Annotated in this window: 20 protein-coding genes and 1 other annotated feature; of the genes, 13 read left to right on the top strand and 7 right to left on the bottom strand. The window is 53.1% G+C overall.

What is annotated here, in order from left to right; translation table 11 throughout:
* Nucleotides 1-53 precede the first annotated feature (53 nt).
* Both cysB and topA read right to left on the bottom strand, forming a co-directional pair.
* On the bottom strand, nucleotides 54-1,028 hold the full coding sequence (gene cysB / locus J4650_RS03350) for an HTH-type transcriptional regulator CysB (RefSeq protein WP_000776233.1): 975 nt from the start codon (nucleotides 1,026-1,028) through the stop codon (nucleotides 54-56).
* A gap of 411 nt (nucleotides 1,029-1,439) precedes the next feature.
* Nucleotides 1,440-4,037 (bottom strand): type I DNA topoisomerase, encoded by a 2,598-nt coding sequence (gene topA / locus J4650_RS03355; protein WP_000513593.1) that lies wholly within the window; start codon nucleotides 4,035-4,037, stop codon nucleotides 1,440-1,442.
* 402 nt (nucleotides 4,038-4,439) lie between these two features.
* On the opposite strand from topA, the gene J4650_RS03360 reads away from it, so the two are divergent.
* Nucleotides 4,440-4,691, top strand: a complete 252-nt coding sequence (locus tag J4650_RS03360; RefSeq protein ID WP_000548616.1) for a YciN family protein — start codon at nucleotides 4,440-4,442, stop codon at nucleotides 4,689-4,691.
* A 41-nt stretch (nucleotides 4,692-4,732) separates the two neighbouring features.
* Here the strand turns inward: J4650_RS03360 and sohB are convergent, their stop codons facing one another.
* On the bottom strand, nucleotides 4,733-5,779 hold the full coding sequence (gene sohB / locus J4650_RS03365; protein ID WP_000422082.1) for a protease SohB: 1,047 nt from the start codon (nucleotides 5,777-5,779) through the stop codon (nucleotides 4,733-4,735).
* Between the two features lie 237 nt (nucleotides 5,780-6,016).
* Between sohB and J4650_RS03370 the strand changes: the two genes are divergently transcribed.
* Nucleotides 6,017-6,778, top strand: coding sequence for a YciK family oxidoreductase (locus J4650_RS03370; RefSeq protein ID WP_000559308.1), 762 nt, complete (start codon nucleotides 6,017-6,019; stop codon nucleotides 6,776-6,778).
* Nucleotides 6,775-7,365 carry a cob(I)yrinic acid a,c-diamide adenosyltransferase gene (cobO, locus tag J4650_RS03375; protein ID WP_023993305.1) on the top strand — a complete coding sequence of 197 codons (591 nt, stop codon included), beginning with the start codon at nucleotides 6,775-6,777 and terminating at the stop codon, nucleotides 7,363-7,365. The genes J4650_RS03370 and cobO overlap by 4 nt, the downstream gene beginning before the upstream one ends.
* Nucleotides 7,366-7,451: 86 nt before the next feature.
* Here cobO and rluB read toward each other — a convergent pair whose 3' ends face one another.
* The 3 genes from rluB to rnm all read right to left on the bottom strand — a co-directional run bounded on the left by rluB (nucleotide 7,452) and on the right by rnm (nucleotide 9,937).
* Entirely contained in the window at nucleotides 7,452-8,327 is an 876-nt protein-coding gene (rluB, locus tag J4650_RS03380) for a 23S rRNA pseudouridine(2605) synthase RluB (RefSeq protein WP_001291233.1), read from the bottom strand.
* A gap of 100 nt (nucleotides 8,328-8,427) precedes the next feature.
* Entirely contained in the window at nucleotides 8,428-9,048 is a 621-nt protein-coding gene (locus J4650_RS03385; RefSeq protein ID WP_000077250.1) for an L-threonylcarbamoyladenylate synthase, read from the bottom strand.
* A 7-nt stretch (nucleotides 9,049-9,055) separates the two neighbouring features.
* Entirely contained in the window at nucleotides 9,056-9,937 is an 882-nt protein-coding gene (rnm, locus tag J4650_RS03390; RefSeq protein ID WP_017465596.1) for an RNase AM, read from the bottom strand.
* A gap of 121 nt (nucleotides 9,938-10,058) precedes the next feature.
* On the opposite strand from rnm, the gene trpL reads away from it, so the two are divergent.
* The 10 genes from trpL to J4650_RS03440 all read left to right on the top strand — a co-directional run bounded on the left by trpL (nucleotide 10,059) and on the right by J4650_RS03440 (nucleotide 19,459).
* On the top strand, nucleotides 10,059-10,103 hold the full coding sequence (gene trpL / locus J4650_RS03395) for a trp operon leader peptide (RefSeq protein WP_010989026.1): 45 nt from the start codon (nucleotides 10,059-10,061) through the stop codon (nucleotides 10,101-10,103).
* Nucleotides 10,080-10,175: a sequence feature (Trp leader region), on the top strand. (Overlaps the previous gene by 24 nt.)
* 22 nt (nucleotides 10,176-10,197) lie before the next feature.
* Nucleotides 10,198-11,760, top strand: a complete 1,563-nt coding sequence (trpE, locus tag J4650_RS03400; RefSeq protein ID WP_023993306.1) for an anthranilate synthase component I — start codon at nucleotides 10,198-10,200, stop codon at nucleotides 11,758-11,760.
* Complete coding sequence (gene trpD, locus J4650_RS03405) at nucleotides 11,760-13,355, top strand: bifunctional anthranilate synthase glutamate amidotransferase component TrpG/anthranilate phosphoribosyltransferase TrpD (protein ID WP_000763483.1); 1,596 nt, start codon at nucleotides 11,760-11,762, stop codon at nucleotides 13,353-13,355. Before trpE ends, trpD begins: the two co-directional genes overlap by 1 nt.
* A 3-nt stretch (nucleotides 13,356-13,358) precedes the next feature.
* The gene (gene trpCF, locus J4650_RS03410; RefSeq protein WP_023993307.1) at nucleotides 13,359-14,717 is read left to right on the top strand and encodes a bifunctional indole-3-glycerol-phosphate synthase TrpC/phosphoribosylanthranilate isomerase TrpF; all 1,359 of its coding nucleotides are present in this window, start codon (nucleotides 13,359-13,361) and stop codon (nucleotides 14,715-14,717) included.
* Between the two features lie 9 nt (nucleotides 14,718-14,726).
* Nucleotides 14,727-15,920, top strand: coding sequence for a tryptophan synthase subunit beta (gene trpB / locus J4650_RS03415; RefSeq protein ID WP_000209485.1), 1,194 nt, complete (start codon nucleotides 14,727-14,729; stop codon nucleotides 15,918-15,920).
* Nucleotides 15,920-16,726: a tryptophan synthase subunit alpha gene (gene trpA, locus J4650_RS03420; RefSeq protein WP_000443031.1), complete on the top strand. Its 807-nt coding sequence runs from the start codon at nucleotides 15,920-15,922 to the stop codon at nucleotides 16,724-16,726. The genes trpB and trpA overlap by 1 nt, the downstream gene beginning before the upstream one ends.
* A 479-nt stretch (nucleotides 16,727-17,205) precedes the next feature.
* On the top strand, nucleotides 17,206-17,388 hold the full coding sequence (locus J4650_RS03425; protein WP_000807657.1) for a general stress protein: 183 nt from the start codon (nucleotides 17,206-17,208) through the stop codon (nucleotides 17,386-17,388).
* Between the two features lie 89 nt (nucleotides 17,389-17,477).
* Nucleotides 17,478-17,981 (top strand): ferritin-like domain-containing protein, encoded by a 504-nt coding sequence (locus J4650_RS03430; protein WP_023993308.1) that lies wholly within the window; start codon nucleotides 17,478-17,480, stop codon nucleotides 17,979-17,981.
* Nucleotides 17,982-18,054: 73 nt separating this feature from the next.
* Nucleotides 18,055-18,561 carry a ferritin-like domain-containing protein gene (locus tag J4650_RS03435; protein ID WP_001109977.1) on the top strand — a complete coding sequence of 169 codons (507 nt, stop codon included), beginning with the start codon at nucleotides 18,055-18,057 and terminating at the stop codon, nucleotides 18,559-18,561.
* A 19-nt stretch (nucleotides 18,562-18,580) separates the two neighbouring features.
* Nucleotides 18,581-19,459: a manganese catalase family protein gene (locus tag J4650_RS03440; protein WP_000488354.1), complete on the top strand. Its 879-nt coding sequence runs from the start codon at nucleotides 18,581-18,583 to the stop codon at nucleotides 19,457-19,459.
* An 81-nt stretch (nucleotides 19,460-19,540) separates the two neighbouring features.
* On the opposite strand, the gene ompW is transcribed toward J4650_RS03440, so the two are convergent.
* Nucleotides 19,541-20,179, bottom strand: coding sequence for an outer membrane protein OmpW (gene ompW, locus J4650_RS03445; protein ID WP_000714801.1), 639 nt, complete (start codon nucleotides 20,177-20,179; stop codon nucleotides 19,541-19,543).
* Nucleotides 20,180-20,386: the final 207 nt, after the last annotated feature.

Here is a 20,386-nt window from a genome sequence, read left to right on the forward strand (position 1 = left end):
TGCAAAAGGCGGCTTTGTCTGCCATGCCACTACGACACAAACCGACGATGCTATTACTTTTCAGGCAGCTTTATATCCTGAAACATCGCTTCAATTTCTTCATTAGAACGCAACGCCACCGCCGTATCCACCACGTCACGCGTCAGATGCGGCGCAAAACGCTGGATAAAATCATACATATAGCTGCGTAAAAAAGTACTACGGCGAAAACCAATTTTTGTGGTGCTGTGGCTAAAAATATCGTGCGCGTCAATCCGCACTAAATCAGGATCGGCAAGCGGATCGACCGCCATGCTGGCAATGACGCCAACGCCCAGCCCCAACCTGACATAGGTTTTAATCACATCCGCATCGGTTGCAGTAAAGACGATCCGCGGCGTTAATCCTGCGCGATTAAAAGCGGTATCCAGTTCGGAACGCCCGGTAAAGCCGAAGGTATACGTCACCAGCGGATACTGCGCCAGCGCTTCAATCGTTACGGAAGACGTTGCCGCCAATGGATGATCCGGCGTCACCACTATCGAACGGTTCCAGTGGTAGCATGGCAACATCACCAGATCGTCATATAAATGCAGCGCTTCCGTGGCAATCGCGAAATCGGCGTTCCCTTTCGATACCGCTTCCGCAATCTGCGTTGGCGACCCCTGGTGCATATGCAGCGAAACGCGCGGGTAACGCTCGATGAAGCCTTTAATCACGCCTGGCAATGCGTAACGCGCCTGAGTATGGGTAGTGGCAATATAGAGCGAGCCTTTATCCGGCCAGGTATGCTCGCCGGCGACCGACTTAATGGCATCGACTTTGGAAAGCACCTCACGCGCAATACGAATAATCTCCTGGCCTGCGGGCGTCACCTGAGTCAGATGCTTACCGCTGCGGGCGAAAATCTGGATGCCAAGCTCATCTTCCAGCATCCTAACCTGCTTGCTGATCCCCGGCTGGGAAGTATACAACCCCTCAGCGGTAGAGGAGACGTTAAGGTTATGATTAACCACTTCAACAATGTAACGAAGCTGCTGCAATTTCATAATACATCATCCAGATTAGCGCCATCAGGCCATCGTTTATCTGCAGACATCATTGGGCTGCTAATACGATTTAATAATAAAAAAGGTGTTAACTATAACCACTATATCATTTATATCTGAACTGTATAGCCAGCGCGATAAAATAATAAGACCGCTATACCCAAAATAATTCGAGCTGCTTAAAGGCGACAAGGGAGTGAGTTCCCAGGAGCATAGATAACGATGTGACTGGGGTGAGCGACAAATCTGCCGGGAGCAGATTTGAACATCGCGTGCGACGGCCCGTCAGGACGAGGCCCATGGATGGGCCGAGTAATCCGTAGCTAACACATAAGCCACTTGAAATATGAAGGGGATATAAAAAAGGGCCGCTTACGCGGCCCGCTTGACTACAGTGGCGACAGGCAGGGGTTATTTCTTGCCTTCAACCCACTTGCCGTCGACGAAGAACGCTGACCATCCCGTCGCCTTCCCGTCTTTTTCCGCCGCAACGTACTGCTGTTTTGTTTTGCGGCTAAAGCGAACAACGGTTTTATTACCTTCCGGGTCCTGCTGCGGCGCATCCGCCAGATAACGCAGTTTTTCCGGCAGGCGATCGCGGAACCGGTAAAGCTCCTCGACTAATGGCGCGCGCGTTTCGCGTGATTTCGGGAACGTATTGGCCGCCAGGAATATCCCTGCGGCGCCGTCGCGTAGCACAAAGTACGCGTCCGATTTTTCACACGGCAGTTCCGGTAATGGAACAGGATCTTCCTTCGGCGGCGCAACTTCACCGTTACGCAAGATCTTACGGGTGTTTTTACATTCGTCGTTAGTACAGGCCATGTACTTACCAAAACGCCCCATTTTCAGGTGCATTTCGGAACCACATTTCTCACACTCAACGATCGGGCCGTCATACCCTTTGATGCGGAACTCGCCTTCTTCAATCTCGTAGCCATCACAGGTCGGGTTATTACCACACACATGCAATTTACGCTTCGGATCGATCAGATAGCTGTCCATCGCCGTACCGCACTTCTGGCAGCGACGCTTGGCGCGCAGGGCGTTGGTTTCGGCGTCGTCGCCTTCCAGCACGTTCAGAACTTCATTTTCCGGCACCAGGTTAATGGTCGTTTTACAACGCTCTTTCGGCGAAAGCGCATAACCTGAACATCCAAGGAAAACCCCCGTACTGGCAGTACGAATTCCCATTTTACGGCCACAGGTTGGACAGTCAATGCTGGTCAGCACCATCTGGTTAGGACGCATCCCCCCTTCTTCCGGATCTTTCTCGGCTTTATCGAGCTGCTGAGTAAAATCGCTGAAGAAGTTATCCAGTACCGCTTTCCACTCGGCCTGGTGATTTGCAACCTGATCCAGACTATCTTCCATCTGCGCGGTAAAATCGTAGTTCATCAATTCGCGGAAGTTTTCTTCCAGCCGATCGGTGACGATTTCACCCATTTTTTCCGCATAGAAGCGACGGTTTTCAACGCGAACATAGCCGCGATCCTGAATGGTCGAGATAATCGACGCATAGGTAGACGGACGACCAATACCGCGCTTCTCAAGCTCTTTAACCAGAGAAGCCTCGCTAAACCGGGCTGGCGGTTTAGTAAAGTGCTGAGCAGGCGTCAATTCAAGTAGCGTCAGCGCATCGCCCTTATTCACGGCAGGCAATGTGCGATCTTCATCGCCTTTACGCAGCGCCGGCATCACTTTTGTCCAGCCGTCAAAGCGCAAAATACGCCCACGCGCTTTCAGACGGAATTCGCCTGCGCCAACGGTAAGCGTAGTAGAGTCATATTGTGCTGGCGTCATCTGACAGGCGACAAACTGACGCCAAATTAGTTGATACAACTTCTGCGCGTCAGCCTCCATGTCTTTCAGCGACTCCGCCATGACAGCAACGTCGGAAGGACGGATCGCTTCGTGCGCTTCCTGAGAGTTTTCTTTGCTGGCGTACTGGTTCGGGTTATCCGGCAGGTATTTCTTGCCGAAATTATCGCCAATATAACCACGCACCATGTTGACCGCATCCTGACTCAGGTTTGTGGAGTCTGTACGCATATAGGTGATGTAGCCCGCCTCATACAGACGCTGCGCCATCATCATGGTTTTCTTCACGCCAAAGCCCAGCCGGGTGCTGGCCGCCTGTTGTAGCGTGGAGGTGATAAACGGCGCGCCAGGTTTGCTGCTGGTCGGTTTGTCTTCACGCTCCAGTACGCTATAGCGCGCTTTTTCCAGCAAGCTGACGGCGGCAAGCGTCTGCTCGCGATTTACCGGCCGGAATGGCTTGTCGTTCTGATGCGTGACCTGTAGCGGTAGCGCCTCGCCAGACGGCGTCGTCGTATTGGCGTCAATTTCCCAGAACTCTTCCGGAACAAACGCTTTAATCTCGCGCTCGCGCTCAACGACCAGACGGACCGCGACAGACTGAACGCGACCTGCCGACAAACCACGGGCGATCTTTTTCCACAGCAGCGGCGAGACCATATAGCCTACCACGCGGTCCATAAAGCGGCGCGCTTGCTGGGCGTTGACCCTGTTAATGTTCAGCTCGCCCGGCTGTTCAAACGCCTGGCGAATAGCATTTTTGGTTATTTCGTTAAAGACTACGCGACTGTAGCGCGCGTCATCGCCGCCGATCACTTCCCGCAGGTGCCATGCAATGGCTTCCCCTTCGCGGTCAAGGTCGGTTGCGAGATAGATGTGGTCGGCTTTTTCCGCCAACTGTTTCAGTTCAGAGACGACCTTCTCTTTACCGGGCAGCACTTCATAGTGCGCATCCCAGTTGTGCCACGGGTCAACCCCCATACGGTTGACGAGAGCGCCACGTTCATCCTTTTTGGGCTTTTTAGCCGTTTTGGTGGAGGTAGAGTCGGCGCTCTTTTTAGCTGCTGAGCCACTGGTCGGCAAATCACGGATATGACCCACGCTGGATTTCACCACGTAGTCATTACCCAGATACTTGTTGATCGTTTTGGCTTTTGCCGGGGACTCAACGATGACAAGAGCTTTACCCATATTCACCTTTACCTAAGTTGATTCTTCCAGGAATGCGTCGCACGTTGATTCACCTTCCACTGGCGACGAGACAACGATATATGGTCTCTGCGTCTGCGGATATCAACCCCTTGTACTGGCTTTGTGTACGAAATGTAACCCTCAGGTGACTGAGTTAACAGGCTTTTTTGCACACACGCGCTATAGCACGACGGAATTTTGGTCGAATGTCAAGCAATTCTGTTGCCAGATTGACGAAAGCGTCACACTGTACCTGATAAAATTCGATACGCAACTTTATTAGCATGCAAAAACAAATCTTGCCAGTGAACGCAACATGACAAATCCATCAATTTCCTGTGAGAATATTTGCCCATCAGAAGTGCTCAGCGTAGACTAATCTCCTTGTTTAAGGAGTAAAAAATGCATAAAGAGACGCAACCTATCGATCGCGAAACACTGTTGCTTGAAGCCAACAAAATTATTCGGGAACATGAAGACACGATGGCAGGTATTGTCGCCACCGGCGTAACGCAGAGAAATGGCGTGCTGGTTTTCAGCGGCGATTACTTTTTAGACGAGCAAGGGTTACCGACCCCTAAAAGCACCGCGGTGTTTAACATGTTTAAACACCTGGCGCATGTGCTGTCTGAGAAGTATCACCTGGTGGATTAATCCATGCCGGATGGCGCTGAATGCCATCCGGCAATAGCGGTTTACATCAACGGTTTTTGTCCACGCTGCCACCAGCGCAGCAGCAGCCGATCCGCGCTTTCCGCCGCGCTGCCGGTAACACGATCGATCAGTTTTTTACGCTGCATATAGCGCACATTCAGCACCTCACGCCCTTCCATCAGGCCGAGGATAACCTCATCGCTGGTGTTAATCTCATCAACCAGTCCTTTCTCCAGCGCCTGCTGACCGTACCAGTGTTCGCCCGTGGCGACCTGTTCAATGTCCAGAGCCGGACGCATCCGCTGCACAAACTCTTTGAACAGATGGTGCGTTTCGTTGAGATCTTCACGAAACTTCTGCCGCCCTTCTTCCGTATTCTCGCCTAACAATGTCAGGGTACGTTTGTACTGCCCTGCGGTATGCAGTTCAATATCAATGTCTTTACTTTTGAGAAAGCGGTTAAAGTTCGGGATTTGCGCGACAACACCAATTGACCCCACAATAGCGAACGGCGCCGCGATAATTTTTTCCGCCACGCAGGCCATCATGTAGCCTCCGCTTGCCGCGACTTTATCCACCGTCACGGTCAGCGGAATATTTTTATCGCGCAGGCGCTGCAATTGCGATGCCGCCAGGCCATAGCCATGCACAACGCCACCTGGGCTTTCCAGACGCACAACCGCCCGATCGCCGGGTTTCGCCACTGCCAGCACCGCCGTGACCTCTTCGCGCAACGCATTAACTTCGTGAGCGTCCATACTGCCTTTGAAATCTATCACCCATACACGCGGTTTGTCCGATGTCGCAATGTCTCCCAGCTTCGCTTTTGCTTTGGCGGCTTTCGCCTCCTGCTTATGCTTTTTTTTCTGCGCTTTATGCCACAGTTTTTGCTGATGGCCATCCATCAACGCCGCAGCAAGGTCATCCTTCATCTCCTGATACTGCTCGCTCAAATTGGTCACGCGCAGCTCGCCGCGCTGACGTTTGCGTTGCGTAGCATTCACGATCAGCAGCACAATGACGGCAATGGCCACCACAACGGTGACGATTTTTGCCAAAAATAAGCCATATTCAGACAACAATTCCACGACTCCCACCTTGATTAAATAACGCGACTTGCGCTCAGTGTACAACAGGCATCGAAGCCAGTCTCTCTTCATCCGTATGCCTGTTGAGGAAGAAAAAGTATGACAAGACGTTCATTTTACGGCGTTATCGCCCCTGTCTGATTGAAAAAAAAGGCGCTTTCAGGCATAAACCCGAAAAGTTAACGCGAAGATAAGACAACCTGGCAGGACGGTGCACCACGCCGTTGAGGAGTAGCCATGCATTACCAACCGAAACAAGATCTATTGCAAAACCGCATTATTCTGGTCACTGGCGCCAGCGATGGCATTGGGCGGGAAGCCGCGCTCACGTATGCGCGTTACGGCGCAACGGTGATTCTGCTGGGACGCAACGAAGAGAAACTGCGTCGGGTCGCGCAGCACATTGCTGACGAGCAACATGTTCAACCACAGTGGTTTACGCTCGATCTGCTGACCTGCACCGCTGAAGAGTGCCGGCAAGTGGCCGACCGCATCGCCGCGCACTATCCCCGCCTGGATGGCGTCCTGCACAATGCCGGGTTACTGGGGGAAATCGGCCCAATGAGCGAACAAGATCCGCAGATCTGGCAGGATGTCATGCAGGTAAACGTTAACGCCACCTTTATGCTCACCCAGGCGCTGTTACCGTTATTATTGAAGTCCGATGCCGGCTCGCTGGTCTTTACGTCATCAAGCGTTGGCCGTCAGGGACGCGCCAACTGGGGCGCCTATGCCACCTCGAAGTTTGCTACTGAAGGAATGATGCAGGTGCTGGCGGACGAATACCAGAACCGTCCTCTGCGTGTTAACTGCATTAACCCGGGCGGCACGCGCACCAGTATGCGCGCCAGCGCCTTTCCGACGGAAGATCCACAGAAATTAAAAACGCCTGCCGATATTATGCCGCTTTACCTGTGGCTTATGGGCGACGACAGTCGCCGTAAAACCGGTATGACCTTTGACGCCCAACCGGGCCGTAAACCAGGAATCGCCCAATGAGTGATGAACGTTATCAGCAGCGCCAGCAGAAGGTAAAAGATCGGGTTGACGCCCGTGTCGCCCAGGCACAGGAAGAGCGCGGTATTATTATCGTGTTTACTGGCAATGGTAAGGGCAAAACCACGGCGGCTTTCGGGACTGCCGCCCGCGCCGTAGGACACGGTAAAAACGTAGGCGTGGTGCAATTTATTAAGGGCACCTGGCCCAACGGCGAGCGTAATCTGCTGGAACCGCATGGCGTCGAATTTCAGGTGATGGCAACGGGATTTACCTGGGAGACGCAAAATCGCGAGGCAGACACTGCAGCATGTATGGCCGTTTGGCAGCATGGGAAACGGATGCTGGCCGATCCGCTGCTTGATATGGTGGTACTGGATGAGCTGACCTATATGGTGGCGTATGACTATTTGCCGCTGGAAGAGGTCATAAGCGCGCTAAACGCGCGCCCTTGTCACCAGACGGTGATTATTACAGGTCGCGGCTGTCACCGGGATATTCTTGATCTTGCGGATACCGTCAGCGAACTGCGTCCGGTTAAACATGCTTTCGACGCGGGCGTAAAAGCCCAGATGGGAATTGATTATTAACCGTAGGCCGGATTAAGGCGTTTGCGCCGCCATCCGGCACAAACCCTCTTGTCTGATGATTCTCGGCCTATAGACCGCGGTAGAGATTACCCGTTGTTATTACGCCCACCGGAGCGGCGTCCGCCAGCGATCTGGCTGTGGCGTTTTACCGCCCGACGGATCTGGTTCGCTTTCATACGACGACGGTCTTTTTCGACGGCAACCTTCGACGAGGTTTCCGGCGGGAGCTCTACCAGACCACGCAGATAGTTCGTTTGCGCGAGGTCGAGCTCAGTCCAGCCGCCGCGCGGCAGGCCTTTCGGCAGCGGGATATCGCCGTAACGAACGCGGATCAGACGGCTGACCTGAACGCCTACCGCTTCCCACAGTCGGCGAACTTCGCGGTTGCGCCCTTCCGTCAGCGTCACGTTGTACCACTGGTTAATGCCTTCGCCGCCGCTGAATTTAATGGTCTTAAATGCCGCCGGGCCATCTTCCAACTGTACGCCACGGCTTAAATCACGCAGTTTCGATTCATCCACCTGACCGAACACGCGCACGGCATATTCACGTTCAACTTCACGACTAGGGTGCATCAGGCGGTTCGCCAGTTCACCGTCGGTGGTAAATAACAATAGCCCGCAGGTGTTGACATCCAGACGTCCTACCGCAATCCACCGCGCGCCGCGCAGTTTCGGTAAGCGATCAAAAACGGTTGGTCGCCCTTCAGGGTCATTGCGGGTACACAGTTCACCTTCTGGTTTGTAATAGGCCAGAACGCGGCAAATTTGTTCCGCCGACTCTTTCACCGAAATCAGGTGACCGTCAATACGGATTTTCAAACCGGGAGTGACTTCAACACGATCGCCAAGCGTGGCGATTTTACCGTCAACGCTGACACGTCCCGCTTCAATAATGGATTCGATTTCACGGCGAGAGCCGTGGCCAGCGCGCGCCAGCACTTTTTGTAACTTTTCGCTCATAGAGCTTCCTTCAGGTGTCGCCTTCACAGGCGTCGAACAGGAGAATGAACGGCGCGTTGCCGCGCCATTTTAAGGCCGCGTAGTATACAGGCTAACGCCCTTATAAGAAAGGTGTAACGTCGCCGACGCCTTCGCGCAGCACCACCGGGGAGTCATTGGTCAAATCAATTACCGTGGTAGGCTGTTGACCGAGGTAACCGCCGTGGATGATCAGATCCACCTGCTTCTCCAGCCGATCTTTAATCTCCTCCGGGTCCGACTCGGTAAAATCGCTGCCAGGCAGCATCAACGACGTCGAGAGCATCGGTTCGCCCAGCGTATCCAACAACGCCAGCGCAATCGGGTTTGACGGTACGCGCAGGCCGATAGTTTTACGCTTTTCCTGCAACAGACGGCGCGGCACCTCTTTTGTCCCCTTCAGGATAAAGGTGTAGTTACCCGGCGTATTGTTTTTCATCAGACGAAACGCCACGTTGTCGACGTAGGAGTAGGTCGACAACTCGGACAAATCGCGGCACATCAGCGTGAAGTTGTGGCCGTCCGGCAGATGACGGATGCGGCAAATGCGCTCCATTGCGCCTTTGTCTTCAATTTTACAACCAAGGGCATAGCCGGAATCGGTTGGATAAACAATAACACCGCCTTTACGCACAATGTCGACGGCCTGATTAATCAGCCGTTGCTGTGGGTTATCCGGATGGATATAAAAAAACTGGCTCATACTTCCCTCACTGTGATATTTGCGGCTGTTCCCATGTCTGCCATACGCCTTCAACGCCAGCGGGCAGCCAGAGTTTACGCCCCAACTCAATCCACGGGCAGGGCTGATGGAAATCAGATCCAAGCGATGCCCATAAATGATGCTGACGCGCAAGCGTCGCCAGTTGGGTGCGTTCATTGGGCGATTGTTGGCACTGCGCCACTTCCATCGCGTCGCCGTGATGGTCGGCAAATTGCGCCACTAATCTTTTCAGCCACTTAGCGCTAAGGTCGTAGCGTCCCGGATGGGCCAACACCGCCTTACCGCCAGAATGATGAATGACATCAATAGCTTGTTCTATTGTACACCACTGCGGCGGAACGTAACCGGTTTTCCCACGCGCGAGATATTTTTTAAAAACATCCGCCATGGTCGCGGCTTTGCCGCACTCCACCAGAAAGCGGGCGAAGTGGCCGCGCGTCACCGCGCCGCCATTGGCCAGTCTCAATGCCCCTTCCCACGCGCCGGGAATATGGGCTTTTTCCAGACGCTCCGCAATGAGCCGACCACGCGCCTGACGCCGCTGTGTCTGCTGCGCCAGAAAATCGCGCATTGCCGGATGCGCAATATCAATATTCAGACCCACAATGTGAATCTCATGATTCTCCCAGACCGTTGAAATCTCCACGCCGGGAATAAGATTCAGGGCCAGCCCGGAACGTGAAATTTCTTCTCTTGCCGCAGGAATCGCGGCTGTGGTGTCATGATCGGTAATCGCCAGCGTGCCGACTCGCATCTCTACCGCACGGTGTACTAATGTTTCTGGCGTCAACAGTCCATCGGACGCCGTGGTATGACTGTGCAGATCGTAAATCACTGCGTAATTCGTGTCGCTCAAGGCGGCTCCCATAGAGATAAAGGTATGTCATGTACATCATAACGGTTCCGGCAAATATACTGAAATAGGTGTTGACATTATTCCATCGAACTAGTTAACTAGTACGAAAGTTCACATGAAGAGGGTATCTAAAATGGCAGCGACATTTGCATTACACGGTTGGTGGCGCACTTCCTGATAGCGGGCGGTGTATGAACAGCTGTAATCAGCCAAACGATACCCGGCCCGCCTGTTAAGCGGGCTTTTTTTTGAACAAAATAATGAGAATAACCATGCAAACACCAAAACCCACGCTCGAACTGTTGACCTGCGATGCCGCCTATCGAGAAAACCCAACGGCGCTTTTTCACCAGGTCTGCGGCGATCGCCCGGCAACGCTGCTGCTGGAATCCGCGGATATCGACAGTAAAGACGATTTAAAAAGCCTGCTGCTGGTGGATAGCGCGCTGCGCATTACCGCTTTAGGTGACACTGTCACTATTCAGGCGTTATCTGATAATGGCGCCTCGTTATTGCCGCTACTGGATACCGCCCTGCCCGCTGGCGTGGAGAACGAAGTCCTGCCTGCCGGTCGCATTCTACGCTTTCCGCCCGTCAGCCCATTATTAGATGAAGACGCCCGTTTATGCTCTCTGTCGGTATTTGATGCGTTCCGTCTGTTACAGGGAGTGGTGAACATACCGACGCAAGAGCGGGAGGCTATGTTTTTCGGCGGTCTGTTTGCCTACGACCTGGTCGCTGGCTTTGAAGCGCTGCCACACCTTGAGGCTGGCAATAACTGCCCGGACTACTGCTTTTATTTAGCGGAAACGCTGATGGTGATAGACCATCAGAAAAAAAGCACCCGTATTCAGGCCAGTCTGTTCACCGCCAGCGACCGGGAAAAACAGCGCCTGAACGCCCGCCTGGCGTACCTTAGCCAACAGTTAACCCAGCCTGCGCCGCCGTTGCCGGTCACGCCGGTGCCGGACATGCGCTGCGAATGTAATCAGAGCGATGACGCGTTCGGCGCGGTGGTACGCCAGTTGCAAAAAGCCATCCGCACGGGGGAGATATTTCAGGTGGTGCCGTCGCGCCGCTTTTCACTGCCCTGCCCGTCGCCGTTGGCTGCCTACTACGTGCTGAAAAAGAGCAACCCCAGCCCGTATATGTTCTTTATGCAGGATAATGATTTCACGCTTTTCGGCGCGTCGCCGGAAAGCTCGCTGAAATATGACGCCGCCAGTCGTCAGATTGAGATTTACCCCATCGCGGGTACCCGTCCACGCGGTCGCCGCGCTGATGGTACGCTGGACAGAGATCTCGACAGCCGTATTGAGCTGGACATGCGTACCGACCATAAAGAGCTTTCCGAACATCTGATGCTGGTCGATCTGGCGCGCAATGACCTGGCGCGCATCTGTACGCCGGGCAGTCGCTACGTTGCCGATCTGACAAAAGTTGACCGCTATTCGTACGTGATGCATCTGGTTTCCCGGGTGGTGGGCGAACTGCGTCACGATCTCGACGCGCTGCACGCCTATCGCGCCTGCATGAACATGGGCACCCTGAGCGGCGCGCCGAAAGTACGCGCCATGCAGTTGATTGCCGATGCGGAAGGACAGCGCCGCGGCAGCTATGGCGGCGCGGTCGGTTACTTCACCGCCCACGGCGATCTGGACACCTGTATTGTTATCCGCTCCGCGCTGGTGGAAAACGGTATCGCCACCGTACAGGCGGGCGCCGGAATTGTACTGGACTCGGTTCCGCAGTCTGAAGCCGATGAAACCCGTAATAAAGCGCGCGCCGTATTGCGTGCTATCGCCACCGCGCATCATGCACAGGAGACCTTCTGATGGCTGATATTCTGCTGCTCGATAACATCGACTCGTTTACCTGGAACCTGGCAGATCAGCTACGGACCAACGGTCATAACGTGGTGATTTACCGTAACCATATTCCGGCGCAGACGCTTATCGATCGCCTGGCGACAATGAAAAATCCGGTGCTAATGCTCTCCCCCGGTCCGGGCATTCCCAGCGAGGCAGGCTGTATGCCGGAGCTGCTGACCCGACTACGCGGCAAGTTACCGATCATCGGCATTTGTCTGGGGCATCAGGCGATTGTCGAAGCTTACGGCGGTTATGTCGGTCAGGCGGGAGAAATCCTGCATGGCAAAGCCTCCAGCATTGAACATGACGGTCAGGCGATGTTCGCCGGTCTGGCGAATCCGCTACCGGTCGCGCGTTATCATTCGCTGGTCGGCAGTAATGTTCCTGCCGGGCTAACCATTAACGCCCATTTCAACGGCATGGTGATGGCGGTACGTCATGATGCGGATCGCGTTTGCGGTTTTCAATTTCATCCTGAGTCCATCCTGACGACACAGGGCGCGCGTCTGCTGGAGCAAACATTAGCCTGGGCGCAACAAAAGCTGGAACCGACCAACACCCTACAGCCAATTCTGGAGAAACTCTATCAGGCGCAAACTCTGACGCAACAAGAGAGCCATCAGTTGTTTTCGGCGGTCGTTCGCGGCGAACTTAAGCCTGAACAGCTCGCCGCCGCGCTGGTGAGCATGAAAATTCGCGGCGAGCATCCCAATGAAATTGCCGGCGCCGCCACTGCGTTGCTGGAAAATGCCGCCCCGTTCCCGCGCCCGGACTACCTGTTTGCGGATATCGTTGGTACCGGCGGCGATGGCAGCAACAGTATCAATATCTCTACCGCCAGCGCCTTTGTCGCAGCGGCCTGTGGACTGAAAGTGGCGAAACACGGCAACCGTAGCGTGTCCAGCAAATCGGGGTCATCCGATCTGCTGGCGGCGTTCGGTATTAATCTGGATATGAACGCCGATAAATCACGTCAGGCGTTAGATGAACTGGGCGTCTGTTTCCTGTTTGCGCCGAAATATCACACCGGATTCCGTCACGCGATGCCGGTTCGCCAACAGTTAAAAACGCGAACCCTGTTCAACGTACTCGGCCCGCTGATCAACCCGGCGCATCCGCCGCTGGCATTGATTGGCGTCTATAGCCCGGAACTGGTGCTGCCGATTGCGGAAACCTTACGGGTACTGGGCTATCAGCGCGCGGCGGTGGTACATAGCGGCGGCATGGATGAGGTTTCGCTCCATGCGCCGACGATTGTCGCGGAGCTGCATGACGGCGAAATTAAAAGCTATCAACTTACGGCGGAGGATTTTGGCCTGACGCCTTACCATCAGGATCAGTTGGCTGGCGGCACGCCGGAAGAAAACCGTGACATTCTGACGCGGTTATTACAAGGTAAAGGCGATGCCGCGCATGAGGCCGCCGTCGCCGCCAACGTGGCGATGCTGATGCGTCTGCATGGTCAGGAAGATCTCAAAGCCAACGCGCAAACCGTGCTTGATGTTCTGCGCAACGGCACCGCATATGACAGAGTCACCGCACTGGCGGCAAGAGGGTAAATAATGCAAACCGTTTTAGCGAAAATCGTCGCAGACAAGGCGATTTGGGTAGAAGCCCGCAAACAGCAACAGCCGCTGGCCAGCTTTCAAAATGAGATCCAGCCAAGTACACGCCATTTTTATGATGCGCTCCAGGGCGCGCGTACCGCCTTTATTCTGGAGTGTAAGAAAGCATCGCCATCAAAAGGCGTGATTCGCGACGATTTCGATCCGGCGCGTATTGCCAGTATTTATAAACATTACGCCTCGGCGATCTCGGTGCTCACCGACGAAAAATATTTTCAGGGGAGCTTCGATTTTCTGCCGGTCGTTAGCCAAAGCGCGCCGCAGCCGATTCTGTGTAAGGATTTTATTATCGATCCCTATCAGATCTACCTTGCCCGTTACTATCAGGCCGATGCCTGTTTACTGATGCTCTCGGTTCTGGATGACGAACAGTATCGCCAACTCTCCGCCGTCGCGCACAGTCTGAAAATGGGCGTGCTCACGGAGGTCAGTAATGACGAAGAACGGGAGCGCGCGATAGCGTTAGGCGCAAAAGTGGTAGGTATCAACAATCGCGATCTGCGCGATCTGTCGATTGATTTGAATCGCACCCGCCAGCTGGCGCCAAAACTGGGCCACGGCGTGACTGTCATCAGCGAGTCCGGGATTAACACCTATGGTCAGGTACGCGAACTGAGCCACTTCGCCAACGGTTTTTTAATTGGTTCCGCGTTAATGGCGCATGACGATCTTAACGCCGCCGTCCGTCGCGTGCTGCTTGGCGAGAATAAAGTCTGCGGCCTGACCCGCGCCCAGGACGCTAAAGCGGCCTGTGACGCTGGCGCAATATATGGCGGGTTGATTTTTGTGCCCTCATCTCCGCGCGCGGTTAGCGTTGAGCAGGCGCGAGAAGTGATAAGCGGCGCGCCATTGCAGTATGTCGGCGTTTTCCAGAACGCTGATATCGCCGATGTTTGCCAGAAAGCCGCCGTCCTGTCGCTTTCTGCCGTACAGCTACATGGCAGCGAAGACCAGGCGTATGTCAACGCGCTGCGCGAGGCGTTGCCGCGCAATGTGCAAATCTGGAAGGCGCTGAGCGTTAGCGATGCTCTTCCCGCACGCGATTATCACCATGTCGATAAATACATTTTCGACAATGGGCAAGGCGGCAGCGGGCAGCGCTTCGACTGGTCACTGCTACAGGGGCAACCGCTGGATAATGTATTACTGGCGGGCGGGCTGGCGGCCGATAACTGCGTCCAGGCGGCGCAAGTCGGCTGTGCCGGTCTCGATTTTAATTCAGGTGTGGAGTCACAGCCGGGCATCAAAGATGCTCGTCTTCTGGCCTCGGTTTTTCAGACACTGCGCGCATATTAAGGAAAAAACATGACAACACTTCTCAATCCCTACTTTGGTGAATTCGGCGGCATGTATGTGCCGCAGATCCTGATGCCTGCGCTGAACCAGCTTGAAGAGGCCTTCGTCAGCGCGCAAAAAGATCCTGAATTTCAGGCGCAATTCGCCGATCTGCTAAAAAACTACGCGGGACGCCCCACCGCACTGACGAAATGCCAGAACATTACCGCCGGTACGCGTACCACGTTGTATTTAAAGCGCGAAGATTTACTGCACGGCGGCGCACACAAAACCAATCAGGTACTGGGTCAGGCGCTGCTGGCCAAACGGATGGGGAAAAGCGAGATTATCGCTGAAACCGGCGCCGGCCAGCACGGCGTCGCCTCTGCGCTCGCCAGCGCCCTGCTGGGTCTGAAATGCCGTATCTATATGGGCGCCAAAGACGTTGAGCGCCAGTCGCCGAACGTCTTCCGTATGCGTCTGATGGGCGCGGAGGTCATCCCGGTTCATAGCGGCTCCGCTACGCTAAAAGATGCCTGTAACGAGGCGCTGCGCGACTGGTCCGGTAGTTACGAAACCGCGCACTATATGCTCGGCACGGCGGCAGGACCGCATCCCTATCCCACCATCGTTCGCGAGTTCCAGCGCATGATTGGCGAAGAGACGAAAGCGCAAATCCTCGACAAAGAGGGCCGTCTGCCAGATGCCGTTATCGCTTGCGTCGGTGGCGGCTCAAACGCTATCGGGATGTTTGCGGATTTTATTAATGATACCAGCGTCGGGCTAATAGGCGTTGAACCTGGCGGTCACGGTATTGAAACCGGCGAGCATGGCGCGCCGCTTAAACATGGTCGCGTTGGCATCTATTTCGGGATGAAAGCGCCGATGATGCAAACAGCGGACGGGCAAATTGAAGAGTCATATTCCATTTCCGCCGGGCTCGATTTCCCATCCGTTGGGCCGCAACATGCGTACCTGAACAGCATCGGACGCGCGGATTATGTCTCCATTACCGATGATGAGGCGCTGGAAGCCTTCAAAACGTTGTGCCGCCATGAGGGAATTATCCCGGCGCTGGAATCCTCCCACGCGTTGGCGCACGCTCTGAAAATGATGCGCGAGCAGCCGGAAAAAGAGCAACTGCTGGTGGTCAATCTCTCTGGCCGCGGAGATAAAGACATCTTTACCGTACACGATATCCTGAAAGCGCGAGGGGAAATCTGATGGAACGCTACGAAAATTTATTTGCACAGCTCAACGATCGCCGGGAAGGCGCTTTTGTCCCCTTCGTGACTCTGGGCGACCCTGGCATTGAACAGTCACTGAAAATTATCGACACACTGATTGATGCTGGCGCCGACGCTCTGGAACTGGGGGTTCCCTTCTCCGATCCGCTGGCCGATGGCCCCACCATCCAGAATGCGAACTTACGCGCCTTCGCCGCTGGCGTCACGCCGGCTCAGTGTTTTGAAATGCTGGCGCTGATTCGTGAAAAACACCCGACCATTCCGATTGGCCTGCTAATGTACGCGAATCTGGTGTTCAATAACGGCATAGATGCATTCTATGCCCGCTGTGAACAGGTTGGCGTAGATTCCGTGCTGGTCGCAGATGTCCCGGTTGAAGAATCGGCCCCCTTCCGCCAGGCGGCGTTACGGCATAATATCGCGCCGATCTTCATCTGCCCGCCAAATGCGGATGACGATCTTCTGCGCCAGGTCGCATCTTACGGCCGCGGTTACACCTACCTGCTTTCGCGTTCGGGCGTCACCGGCGCGGAAAACCGTGGCGCATTGCCGTTGCATCATCTCATTGAGAAGCTTAAAGAGTACCATGCCGCGCCTGCGTTACAGGGCTTCGGTATCTCCTCGCCGGAACAGGTGTCTGCGGCCGTGCGTGCCGGGGCGGCTGGCGCTATCTCCGGCTCAGCCATTGTCAACATTATCGAGAAAAACCACGCGTCTCCCGAACAGATGTTGGCGGAGCTCAGGTCCTTTGTCTCAGCGATGAAAGCCGCCAGCCGCGCATAACGGGTTAAGCCGTCAGCATAACGCTGGCGGCTTAATGAGAGGTTGGCGCCGAACCAGAATCACGATTCAGACGTAGATCATCAATCTTTTTGGTGTTATTCCCTGTCCAGCTTTCAAAAAGTCTGAAGTCAATTTTTGCTAAGAAAACTCCTAATCACGCCGAAAAATTTAGCGTTTTCACGTCAATTTTCCCCGCCTTTATGTAAAGAAATGTCAATAAACAATGCATTAACGTTTCTATGGCCGCATATAGTGACGCTTGTTATTAATAACAATGCAAAGCATTTCCTGTTAAATCGCTTATTCTAAAAGAAAATATAGAATATATTATCTCTAAACCATTTTTTGTGCGTTATTTACGCGGTAAATCACAACTATTTCCGTCAATTTGACTAATCGGTTTAACCAACTAATTTTAATAGGGTGTCGACACGGTTAAAACCGATTTTTTCAGCAAGCAACGAGACAGGAGAAATAATATGGCCGAACATCGTGGTGGTTCAGGAAATTTCGCCGAGAATCGTGAAAAAGCATCTGAAGCGGGCCGCAAAGGCGGTCAGCATAGCGGCGGGAATTTCAAAAACGATCCGCAACGAGCTTCTGAAGCCGGTAAAAAAGGTGGTCAGAATAGTCACGGCGGACGTAAATCCGATAATTCCTGATTTACTGTAATGTAAATATAACACATGCTTTTATCAAGCAATCTGCGAGTCTTCTGGCTCGCAGTATTTTGCCCAGGAGAATTAGATTTATGAATATCAAAACCGTTGAAGACCTTTTTATCCATCTACTTTCAGATACCTATAGTGCAGAAAAACAATTAACCAAGGCTCTTCCTAAACTTGCCAGAGCCACGTCCAATGAAAAATTAAGCCAGGCCTTTCAATCTCATCTTGAGGAAACCCAGGGTCAGATTGAACGTATTGATCAGATCGTCGAATCTGAATCTGGCATTAAACTGAAAAGAATGAAATGCGTCGCTATGGAAGGGCTGATTGAAGAAGCCAATGAAGTCATCGAAAGTACGGAGAAAAACGAAGTACGCGATGCAGCGCTTATCGCCGCGGCGCAAAAAGTCGAGCATTACGAAATCGCCAGCTACGGCACGCTAGCCACCCTGGCCGAGCAGCTCGGCTATAGCAAGGCATTAAAACTGCTCAAAGAAACCCTCGACGAGGAAAAACAAACTGATTTAAAACTTACCGATTTAGCAGTCAGCAATGTTAATAAAAGTGCTGAACACAAATCGAAATAATATTTTTAATTATCAGCTTGCATGATTCCGATTTTATTATCGGAGCAGATTATCACGCATTGAGGAATGTAAAATGAATTATACTGAACATTATCATGACTGGCTTCGTGACGCCCATGCCATGGAAAAACAGGCAGAATCGATGCTTGAATCTATGGCCAGCCGTATTGAAAATTATCCTGATATAAAAGCCAGAATTGAACAACATATTAGTGAAACCAAACATCAAATTACCATGCTCGAAGAAGTGTTGGACCGTAATGGCATTTCCCGTTCGGTGTTGAAAGACTCCATGAGTAAAATGGCTGCAATGGGGCAATCTATCGGTGGCATGTTCCCTTCCGATGAAATTGTCAAAGGCTCAATTAGCGGTTATGTTTTCGAGCAGTTCGAAATTGCTTGTTATACCTCCCTGCTGGCGGCGGCAAAAAAAGCTGGCGACACTGCCTCAATTCCGACGATTGAAGCCATTCTGAAAGAAGAAATGCAAATGGCTGACTGGCTTATCAAACATATTCCGCAGACAACGGAACAATTTTTACTGCGATCTGAAGCAGATGGCGTTGAAGCCAAAAAATAAATAATAAGCAGGAGGCAATATGTTTCGACACGTAAAACAACTTCAATATACTGTGCGAGTGAGCGAACCTAATCCTGGATTAGCGAACCTGCTGCTGGAACAGTTTGGCGGCCCGCAGGGCGAACTGGCGGCCGCCTGCCGCTACTTCACGCAAGGTTTAAGCGATGATGATGCCGGTCGTAGAGAAATGTTAATGGACATCGCCACCGAGGAGCTGAGTCATCTGGAAATTATCGGCTCACTGGTAGGAATGCTTAATAAAGGCGCTAAAGGCGAGCTGGCGGAAGGTACCGAAAGCGAAGCGGAACTTTATCGCTCGCTGACGCAGAATGGTAATGACAGCCATATCACCTCTCTGCTGTATGGCGGCGGCCCGGCGTTGACGAACTCCGGCGGCGTACCATGGACCGCGGCTTATATTGATACTATCGGCGAAGTCACAGCCGATCTACGCTCAAACATCGCGGCAGAGGCGCGAGCGAAGATCATTTATGAACGCCTGATTAATCTGACCGACGATCCCGGCGTAAAAGACACGCTCAGTTTCTTAATGACCCGTGAAGTCGCGCACCAGCTCTCTTTTGAAAAGGCGCTGTATTCGATTCGTAACAACTTCCCGCCGGGTAAATTACCGCCGGTAGAACAGTATACCGACGTGTACTACAACATGTCGCAAGGCGACGATCCGCGAGGTAGCTGGAATAGCGATGAGAACTTCAACTATGTCGCAGAACCGATGCCTGCTGTTGATGGCGGCGATGGCCTGGCGACAGTGAAATTGCCGCGCGAGCAGATGGCGCTGCTCAAAGCGATGGCAGAAAGAACGAAATCGGACCCCACCGTTGATCCTCTCACTGGCGCAGAACTAGGCTGCGGCGAACCGAAAGAAGACAAGTGAGTTCCGACAAGTAAAATCCGTGTGTCATGTCCTTTTTTGACCCCGCCTGGCGGGGTCTTTTTTCGTCACAACATCACGCGATTAGAAACGATAGCCTGCCGAGAACATAAATACCCATGGGTCCAGACGCACGCTGTCATGATGCTGAACGCCGCCCATTTTATAATTGGCGGTAGTATCAATATCCATGTACCAGACAGAGGCGCCAATTAACCAGTCGCGGTTAATCAGGTAATCTACCCCAACTTGCCCTGCCGCGCCCCAGGAATCCTTAAAGCTCAGATCGGACAGCCCGGCGTTTTTACCATTATCGTTAAAGCCGTTATCGAAGAAGGTGGTGTAGTTCACCCCCACGCCGACATAAGGACGCACTTTGCTGCTGGAATCGCCGAAGTACCACTGCGCCATTAACGTTGGCGGTAACAGGTGAACCGTGGCGATATCTCCCGTCGCGCCCGTACCCACCTTATGGCGGAACGGCGTGGCCGCCAGCAATTCAACCCCGATATTGTCCGTCGCCATGTAAGTGAATGTCAGGCCGAGTTGCGTGTTATTACTCACATCAAACCCGTTTAAATGCCCCAGCGTACCACCCGCCCCTTCTGTAGGTCTGACGGTTGCCGGACCTGCACGCATAAAGAATTCTCCGGCTTCGTGCGCGAAAGCGCTGCCTGAGAGAAGAGTTGTTAACGCCAGTGCCGCCACTGTAAATTTTTTCATACCCGCTCCATCGTTATGGTTATAAAAGCGTGATGAATATACCCACAATGAAGTAATAAGTGATCTAACACAGATCACATTTGTTCTTATAATTTAACATTTATTGATCCAGATTAATTTAGAACTTGTATTGAAAATCCTGGTTATAGGAGTTCAGATCAATTTTGACATATTCACGCTATGCAAATATTTGTCTGCTCCTGTTGC

The organism is Salmonella sp. 32120201201600049SM (assembly GCF_017572835.1).
Lineage (GTDB): Bacteria > Pseudomonadota > Gammaproteobacteria > Enterobacterales > Enterobacteriaceae > Salmonella > Salmonella enterica.

Excerpts from the sequence above, each read along its gene's own strand:
- cysB (WP_000776233.1), bottom strand. The coding sequence starts at position 1,028 with ATGAAATTGCAGCAGCTTCGTTACATTGTTGAAGTGGTTAATCATAAC.
- topA (WP_000513593.1), bottom strand. The coding sequence starts at position 4,037 with ATGGGTAAAGCTCTTGTCATCGTTGAGTCCCCGGCAAAAGCCAAAACG.
- J4650_RS03360 (WP_000548616.1), top strand. The coding sequence starts at position 4,440 with ATGCATAAAGAGACGCAACCTATCGATCGCGAAACACTGTTGCTTGAA.
- J4650_RS03370 (WP_000559308.1), top strand. The coding sequence starts at position 6,017 with ATGCATTACCAACCGAAACAAGATCTATTGCAAAACCGCATTATTCTG.
- cobO (WP_023993305.1), top strand. The coding sequence starts at position 6,775 with ATGAGTGATGAACGTTATCAGCAGCGCCAGCAGAAGGTAAAAGATCGG.
- rluB (WP_001291233.1), bottom strand. The coding sequence starts at position 8,327 with ATGAGCGAAAAGTTACAAAAAGTGCTGGCGCGCGCTGGCCACGGCTCT.
- J4650_RS03385 (WP_000077250.1), bottom strand. The coding sequence starts at position 9,048 with ATGAGCCAGTTTTTTTATATCCATCCGGATAACCCACAGCAACGGCTG.
- rnm (WP_017465596.1), bottom strand. The coding sequence starts at position 9,937 with ATGGGAGCCGCCTTGAGCGACACGAATTACGCAGTGATTTACGATCTG.
- trpE (WP_023993306.1), top strand. The coding sequence starts at position 10,198 with ATGCAAACACCAAAACCCACGCTCGAACTGTTGACCTGCGATGCCGCC.
- trpD (WP_000763483.1), top strand. The coding sequence starts at position 11,760 with ATGGCTGATATTCTGCTGCTCGATAACATCGACTCGTTTACCTGGAAC.
- trpCF (WP_023993307.1), top strand. The coding sequence starts at position 13,359 with ATGCAAACCGTTTTAGCGAAAATCGTCGCAGACAAGGCGATTTGGGTA.
- trpB (WP_000209485.1), top strand. The coding sequence starts at position 14,727 with ATGACAACACTTCTCAATCCCTACTTTGGTGAATTCGGCGGCATGTAT.
- trpA (WP_000443031.1), top strand. The coding sequence starts at position 15,920 with ATGGAACGCTACGAAAATTTATTTGCACAGCTCAACGATCGCCGGGAA.
- J4650_RS03425 (WP_000807657.1), top strand. The coding sequence starts at position 17,206 with ATGGCCGAACATCGTGGTGGTTCAGGAAATTTCGCCGAGAATCGTGAA.
- J4650_RS03430 (WP_023993308.1), top strand. The coding sequence starts at position 17,478 with ATGAATATCAAAACCGTTGAAGACCTTTTTATCCATCTACTTTCAGAT.
- J4650_RS03435 (WP_001109977.1), top strand. The coding sequence starts at position 18,055 with ATGAATTATACTGAACATTATCATGACTGGCTTCGTGACGCCCATGCC.
- J4650_RS03440 (WP_000488354.1), top strand. The coding sequence starts at position 18,581 with ATGTTTCGACACGTAAAACAACTTCAATATACTGTGCGAGTGAGCGAA.
- ompW (WP_000714801.1), bottom strand. The coding sequence starts at position 20,179 with ATGAAAAAATTTACAGTGGCGGCACTGGCGTTAACAACTCTTCTCTCA.